This is a genomic window from Moorena sp. SIO2C4, from assembly GCF_010672485.1.
GTDB classification, from domain to species: domain Bacteria; phylum Cyanobacteriota; class Cyanobacteriia; order Cyanobacteriales; family Coleofasciculaceae; genus Moorena; species Moorena producens.
On sequence record NZ_JAAHGN010000336.1, the window covers coordinates 1 to 7,016 of the forward strand.

A 7,016-nucleotide genomic window follows, 5' to 3' on the forward strand; every position below is an offset into this window, starting at 1 on the left:
TACCGCAAGAATAGTGGAGCCTTTATAGTTAGTCGGCTATGGGTAAAAGGGTTAAAAATTTTGTAGTAAGGCTCCACTATTCTAAGGTTTCATCTCCGGACTGCCCTAAAACATCAAAACAATCTAACAGTCGGAACGAGTAAAAACGACAGCAACATGAGTCTGAGGAACGGTCGAACCCTCGGTAAGCTATGCCAAGTCTAATCCTCACTGTCGGGTAGGATGCAGCCGGAAACTGGCTGCGGGTATTCAGAAAACACGAACTCTAGGAGAGTATAAGTAGACGCATGACAACCAGTTATAGCGACTTTTGGAAAAGTCAAAAGTGGAAGAAACTCCGCCAAAACCTCTTTCGCCTACAAAAGCGAGTGTTCAAAGCAGTTCGAGATGGCGACCTGAAGAAGGCACGGTCATTACAGAAACTGATTATGAAGTCCCGTGCAGCTCAACTTTTGGCCGTCCGTCAAGTGACTCAGCTAAACAAGGGTAAGAAAACGGCGGGAATTGATGGTAAGTCAAGCCTCAACTACCGACAGAGATGGGAACTGGTAGAAACATTGAACGACCATGCTTCAGACTGGAAGCATAGCCGACTTCGCGAAATCCCTATCCCTAAAAAGAATGGGAAAGTAAGGATGTTGAAAATACCTACCATCGCTGACAGAGCATGGCAATGTCTAGCCAAATTCGCCTTAGAACCAGCCCACGAGGCCACGTTCCACGCAAAAAGCTACGGATTCAGAACGGGAAGATGTGCCCAAGACGCACAAAAACAACTGTTTAACAATCTAAGGTCTAATAGCAACGGAATCAAAAAGCGAATCATAGAACTAGATATCAAGAAATGCTTTGACCGTATTTCCCACAACGCCATCATGATAAGGTTAATTGCGCCAACAGGATTAAAACACGGAATATTCCGCTGCCTCAAGGCCGGAATAAATCCGGAATTCCCTGAGCAAGGAACCCCACAAGGTGGAGTAGTAAGCCCCCTACTAGCTAATATCGCACTTAACGGAATAGAGGATATACACACCAGCCTGCGATCCGCAGATGATATGGTGTTCATCCTAAAGCCAAAAGACAATGCCGAGAAGATACTTGACAAAGTAAAAGCCTTCCTAGCAGAGCGCGGAATGGAAATCAGCGAAGAAAAGACCAAGCTAACCAACACGACAGACGGTTTTGATTTCTTGGGCTGGAACTTCCGAGTCCAGAAAAACGGAAAATTCCAATGCACTCCCTCAGCGGACAACCATCGGAAAATACGCGAAAAAATCAAACACGTGGTTAATAACTCGAACTATGGTGCTGAAGTAAAAGCAACGAAACTAGCTCCTATAGTTCGCGGATGGCGTAACTACCACAGCAGCTGTGACATGAGCAGCTCAAGGGATTCTCTATGGTTCATGAACCACACCGCAAATCGGAAATTCCGTAAGGAAAAGAAGGTAAACCGGTACAAAGCCAATGAACTATGTAAGAAGGCATTCCCAAAGGTAGGTTACAAGCAAAACCAACACGTAAACGTAAAGGGGACTAAGTCACCCTACGACGGTGACTTAGTTTACTGGAGTAATCGGAACTCACGATTATACTCCGATGCTACATCAACAGCTTTGAAAAAGCAGAACCATTCCTGTGGATATTGCGGATTGAGATTCCTAGAAGACGAGGATGTACATCTCCATCACATAGATGGAAACCACGACAACTGGAAAACGAAGAATCTTCTAGCAGTTGATCAGAACTGCCATCAGCAAATACATTGGAGCAAAAGCGAGGTGCGCTTTCCAATGGGCAGATAAACTGCCCCTGGGTCGCACCTCAGCTAAGAATATCTAGGAGCCGTGTGAGACGAAAGTTTCATGCACGGTTCTGAAGGAGAGGTGCTCCCCGTAATAGGGGACATCGACTCTAACGGCGAACAACCTGCTAACCTTCAACCTGCTAACCTTCAACCTTGAACCTACTAACCTTGAACCAGCTAACCTTGAACCTACTAACCTTAAACCTTAAACCTTAAACCTTCAACCTTAAACCTTCAACATTAGGCCACTGCTAGAGGATTCAACCATCGCAAAATTTCCCGTTGCAAGCGATTTAAATCGCGATAGACTTCTTGCTTGACCCACTGACCTACGGCATCCAATGGGGTAAAAACTGCTCCTGGGTTTAACGTGACATCTTGCCCTAAAGGTGTTAAATGATTTCCTGGTATCCGCTGTAGGGCAACCATATTTGGAAAACGTTTCTGCAAGGTTTGGGTCAAGCTAACACTTTGGTCAATCTCGTCATCAGTGAATTTAATCAGTAAATTACGCTGGATTTGATAGCGTTGAGTAATCAGATAGTTAGTTTCTTGGGGTGAGGGAGTAAACTCGACCTGGAAGATAGGATTTAGGTTTAACTGTTCCACAAAGGGAATGGCACGGTCAGCGGAATAGTTGTTATAGGAAATCAAGATATTACCAGCTCGCTCTACACTGAAGAGGCTGCCAATCAACAAATGCAGTTTGCACCCCATGCTGTGGCCAATACCATAGATGGGTAGATACCGTTTCCTTAAAACATTGGTTACCTGTAAGCGATTTAGAGTAGTCTCGAAGCGGTTGAGTACATCTCGTGCGATCGCAATATGGTCGAGGGTATTCACAAACGGTGTCGCAATCACTGCATACCGTTGAGCTGCTAATTTTTCCAGTAACAATCGGTAAGTTACGTGGGGTGCTGTAGCAATAAACGCCCCACCCAGGAAATGGATAATCCCGGTGGGACGATTGGGGATTAAAACCCAGTTACCAGATATCTCTTGCCAGTCCATGCCATACTCTACAGGGTTTACCTCTTTTATTGTAAAGAAGTTTGTAGAGTACCCTAGAGTACTTTATTAATGTAGTATCATATAAAATTTAGGCATTCTGAATTTACAATTGAGTGTTTTCTTGACCTGGTATCATGAATCGAAATTCATAAGTGTTGGGAGTAGATAATAATTCTGCACCCCTAGGATTAAGGTATCGCCCGTTTAATTTTAACTTCATGCGACTCTTGAAGCTACCAGCGCAGTAGCTAGGATTAGTATTAGCTCCAGGTGTGAAGGAAATCCTGTATTGAATTTCTCCTAGTGTAGGGTAGGCTTCGATATTAGGTAAATCTTGAGTAACACTAGTAATATCTTCAATTATTAACTCTTTACCGCACTCATTAATGATTTGCTTGTTAGAAGCTAAGCCTTGAATTGCCGAGGTAATCAATTCTGATCCGGTGTTGATATCACCAATAACTGGTTCTTGAGCATTTAACCCTGAAGCAAAAGCCAAAACCATAGCAGTTGCAGCAGCAATTAACGTATTTTTTACCTTCATCTTGAGTCTCGTTTAGTTGAGATGATTATGAGCACACAGTTGAGAACACATCTTGAGTGCCCATGACAATTAGCACTGCTTATGGGGCAGTATCAGGAAAACTGGTTAGCGGCACTTATCCATACAATTCCCGAAAGTGTCTAGTGAGGTAACAGTCTATAGGCAACTATAGGGAGAGGGGAGATGAAGAAGATGAGGCGTACTAATTTTATAAAAAAATGCTATTCTTGATAGATAGATTGACAACTAATATGAATCATATTGAGACTTTATTAGTTAATCACTATGATTATTTTTATGTCATTTATCATATATTATAAGTGTCGCATTACTTTGTAAAGGTTTATGCTAAACAACTCTACAGTACTTACGGAATAACTCTAGTTGTAAGGGTGCGTTAATAAGGCACCCTACTGATTAAAGACTCATAACTAACTCACTAAGGACTCAGCACTGACCTGAGTCAAGTCTCGAATCTGCTCAATCAAATTGTTCATACCATCAGTATTGAGGCGATAACTGATGGGATGGGCAATCAGTCGTGCTGTACTCTCATACAAAATGTCAATTTCAATCAAGCCATTCTCTTTCAAGGTACGACCTGTGGACACCAAGTCCACAATTGCCTCCGACATCCCAGTAATCGGACCAAGTTCAACAGAACCATAGAGTGGGATAATTTCCACTGGCAAATCCAGGTTATTGAAATATTCCCGAGCACAGTGAACAAACTTGGAGGCTACGCGACCATGAGCTGGCAAATCCAAAGGGCTTAGATAAGAGCTAGCTGCACGAACTGCCAATGACATGCGACAATAACCAAAGTGTAAGTCACCTAAAGTAGCCACTGCCGGGGTTTTTTCCCGTAGCACATCGTAACCAACTATCCCCAACTGAGCTTGACCATATTCCACGTAAACCGGTACATCTTGAGCTCGTACCAGTAGAGCTTGAGCAGTTTGACTGGGGTCTTGAATCTGGAGTTGGCGGTTGGCGGAGTCTAGGAAGGTACTAAAGTCTAAGCCAACGGATTGCAGTAGCTTGATGCTGTCTTTTAGGAGTGCGCCTTTGGGTAATGCGATGGTAATCATATAAGGAGCTTCGGGAGCTTTGGCAGGGGGTCAATTAGTTCACTGATCAGATCAACTATACCTGTAGAAGCTCAATTATAGAAGCCCGTGCTCCTCAAATTATCACCAACCCGATCATGTCCTTAGGTGCGCTCTTAGCACTAAGAATTAAATTCGCTTGATTGTCGCACCTGTTGAATACTTATGATTCCGGGGGGTAAGTCATTAGTTATTTGTTAAACGTTTAAATCAGGAATCAGCTCTAGCACAGTTTTTTTAATGAAATCCCGCTGATAAAAGTCAGGATCAACAATCCTTCGATTCCAGACCACAATGTCTAAATCTATACAGCGCGGTCCATTTTTATTGGGTAGGTGCGCTTTCCGTTGGCGAATTAAATTCGCCACGGGTCGCACCTCTTGCTTAACCCGCCCTTGGTCAATTTCGACTTGTTTAAGTTTTTGACGAAAGGTCTCAAAACCGTCTTCTGTATGAATTAAAAAGGCACCATTTAGAAAATCCGGTTGATCAGTAAAGCCTATGGGTTTTGTTAGGTAAAATCGAGATTCATTAACAAAATTATCAATTTTTGATAATTTATCTTTTGCTAGCTTTACATTTTTATTAGGTTCAATGTTAGAGCCAACACTTACTACCACTTCATTCACTACCACTTCATTCACTACCACTTCATTCATCGTTTAGCACTCAATTCTATAGACACAGAATCGGAAAATCGCAAAGCAAAAGGTTTATCAACTTTAACCTTAGCCCATATTATCCGGTGATTTTCCATTACAATATCTAAAATCATCTGGGTTAGCTTTTCTAGTAAATTAAACTCACTTTCTTCCACTGCTTTAATTACACGCTTAGTTAGGGTTTTATAATTTAGGGTATCTTCAACGCGATCGCTTTTTGTAGAATTTCCTGGGGTAAAGCCAGCCTTAATATTAATCACAACATCTTGTTTAGTTTTTCTTTCCCAGTCATTAAAGCCAATTATCGTTCTGAGTCTTAAATTTTTTATCTCCAGCAGCGCTTCAACATAACTGTGTTGTTTTTTGCTCCCGAAATCATTAACTTTTATTGATGTAATATCAGTAAGTTGTGTCATATCTTTGATGTATCTAGTCTTGATTAAGTTTATTGTCAGCTATCAGCCGTAAGCTATCAGCCATCAGCTGATGCGCTACGCCCACGCTACTTGAGGTGCCTTCAGCTAGCAGAATCAGATATCAGTTATCAGATATCAGTTATAATTGAAAAGCTTAGGGCTTACAGTTGATTACAAATGTTGACCACCATCTACAAATAATAACTGTCCGGTAACAAATTGATTAGAGAGCAAATAGCGAACAGCCTGACAAATCTGCGACTCATTGCCCTGGCTATGCATGGGTACTCTTTGTCTAAGTTTTTCGATATACTGTTCACTTGCCCCGGCTGGAAGTAAAATCCACCCAGGGCAAATTCCATTCACTCGAATATTTGGAGCTAATTCCCAAGCTGCCATTTCGGTTAAGTTAGCCAAGGCTTTCTTAGCTAATGTATAAGCAGAATAGGAAAAATCATTCTTGTTGATTCTGGTATCAATAATATTGATAATGTTCCCTTTTTGATAAAGACGAGCAAAATCACGGGTAAAGAAATACGGAGCCTTAAAGTTTACAGCAAAGTGACTGTCAAACAAGTCAAGTTCCGTTTCTTTTAGGGTTGCTGGTTCAAAAATAGAAGCATTATTCACCAACACATCAAGCTCAGGAACATCTGCTTTCACCCTTGGCAAAAGATTGAGCATATCTTGGTCACAGGTTAGATCAGCTTGGTAAAACCGACAATTTCGGTCTAGGGACTGGATCTGTTTCCCTAGGATTTCCGCGTCTTGGCGAGAACTGTTGTAATGAATCGCTAGATCATAGCCGTGTTTCGCTAAGTCTAATGCGATCGCTTTACCAATCCTTTTGGTGCCACCTGTAACCAATGCCCAAGCCATACTGGTTTGTCTTTCTAGCCTTTAAATGATAATTACCTTGTGATTAACTGTATCTTAACTAAGACAGTATATCAAGTAGCTGATCCCATTTATCAATAAATTGGGTGTTTACAAGTTCGTTAATAACCCACGCTACAGATAGAGTACCTGCGTAAGTCGTATAATTTTTACTTAGGTGCGCTTGACCTTGGCGAATTAAATTAGCTCAAGGCGCGCGCCTTCGGGTCGCACCTATTGATAGTGAACCGTCAACCGTCAACTATCAACAAAATCGATTAATTGCTAATCGCTAAAAAATGCGTATCCTATTAGTAGATGATGAAATTGAGCTGACTGACCCCCTGTCTCGGGTATTAACTCGTGAAGGTTACACTGTAGATGTGGCTTATAATGGGGCGTCAGGAAATGAATTAGCTTGCGTTGGCGCTTATGACTTGTTAATCTTAGACTGGATGCTACCGCACATTTCTGGGTTAGAAATTTGCCAACAAATGCGATCGCATGACGCCACTACCCCAGTTCTTTTTCTAACCGCCAAGGACACTGTAGATGACCGAGTCATGGGATTAGATGCTGGTGCTG

8 protein-coding genes are annotated in these 7,016 nt (G+C 42.0%); 2 read left to right on the forward strand and 6 right to left on the reverse strand.

Annotation, left to right across the window (positions count from 1 at the left end):
* Positions 1–287 precede the first annotated feature (287 nt).
* Entirely contained in the window at positions 288–1,808 is a 1,521-nt protein-coding gene (locus F6K20_RS18030; RefSeq protein WP_287295547.1) for a reverse transcriptase domain-containing protein, read from the forward strand.
* Between the two features lie 242 nt (positions 1,809–2,050).
* Here the strand turns inward: F6K20_RS18030 and F6K20_RS18035 are convergent, their stop codons facing one another.
* The 6 genes from F6K20_RS18035 to F6K20_RS18060 all read right to left on the reverse strand — a co-directional run bounded on the left by F6K20_RS18035 (position 2,051) and on the right by F6K20_RS18060 (position 6,434).
* Positions 2,051–2,824: a DUF1350 family protein gene (locus F6K20_RS18035; RefSeq protein ID WP_008189302.1), complete on the reverse strand. Its 774-nt coding sequence runs from the start codon at positions 2,822–2,824 to the stop codon at positions 2,051–2,053.
* 103 nt (positions 2,825–2,927) lie between these two features.
* Entirely contained in the window at positions 2,928–3,368 is a 441-nt protein-coding gene (locus tag F6K20_RS18040) for a hypothetical protein (RefSeq protein WP_008189304.1), read from the reverse strand.
* A 431-nt stretch (positions 3,369–3,799) separates the two neighbouring features.
* A complete protein-coding gene (hisG, locus tag F6K20_RS18045; RefSeq protein WP_008189306.1) occupies positions 3,800–4,459 on the reverse strand; it encodes an ATP phosphoribosyltransferase in 660 nt (219 codons plus the stop codon).
* A gap of 215 nt (positions 4,460–4,674) precedes the next feature.
* Positions 4,675–5,136, reverse strand: a complete 462-nt coding sequence (gene folK / locus F6K20_RS18050) for a 2-amino-4-hydroxy-6-hydroxymethyldihydropteridine diphosphokinase (protein WP_008189308.1) — start codon at positions 5,134–5,136, stop codon at positions 4,675–4,677.
* On the reverse strand, positions 5,133–5,555 hold the full coding sequence (locus tag F6K20_RS18055; protein ID WP_008189310.1) for a FolB domain-containing protein: 423 nt from the start codon (positions 5,553–5,555) through the stop codon (positions 5,133–5,135). The genes folK and F6K20_RS18055 overlap by 4 nt, the downstream gene beginning before the upstream one ends.
* A gap of 171 nt (positions 5,556–5,726) precedes the next feature.
* Positions 5,727–6,434: an SDR family oxidoreductase gene (locus F6K20_RS18060; protein ID WP_287295549.1), complete on the reverse strand. Its 708-nt coding sequence runs from the start codon at positions 6,432–6,434 to the stop codon at positions 5,727–5,729.
* 296 nt (positions 6,435–6,730) lie between these two features.
* On the opposite strand from F6K20_RS18060, the gene F6K20_RS18065 reads away from it, so the two are divergent.
* Positions 6,731–7,016: response regulator (locus F6K20_RS18065; RefSeq protein ID WP_287295551.1), on the forward strand; the 286-nt coding region annotated here is incomplete at its 3' end.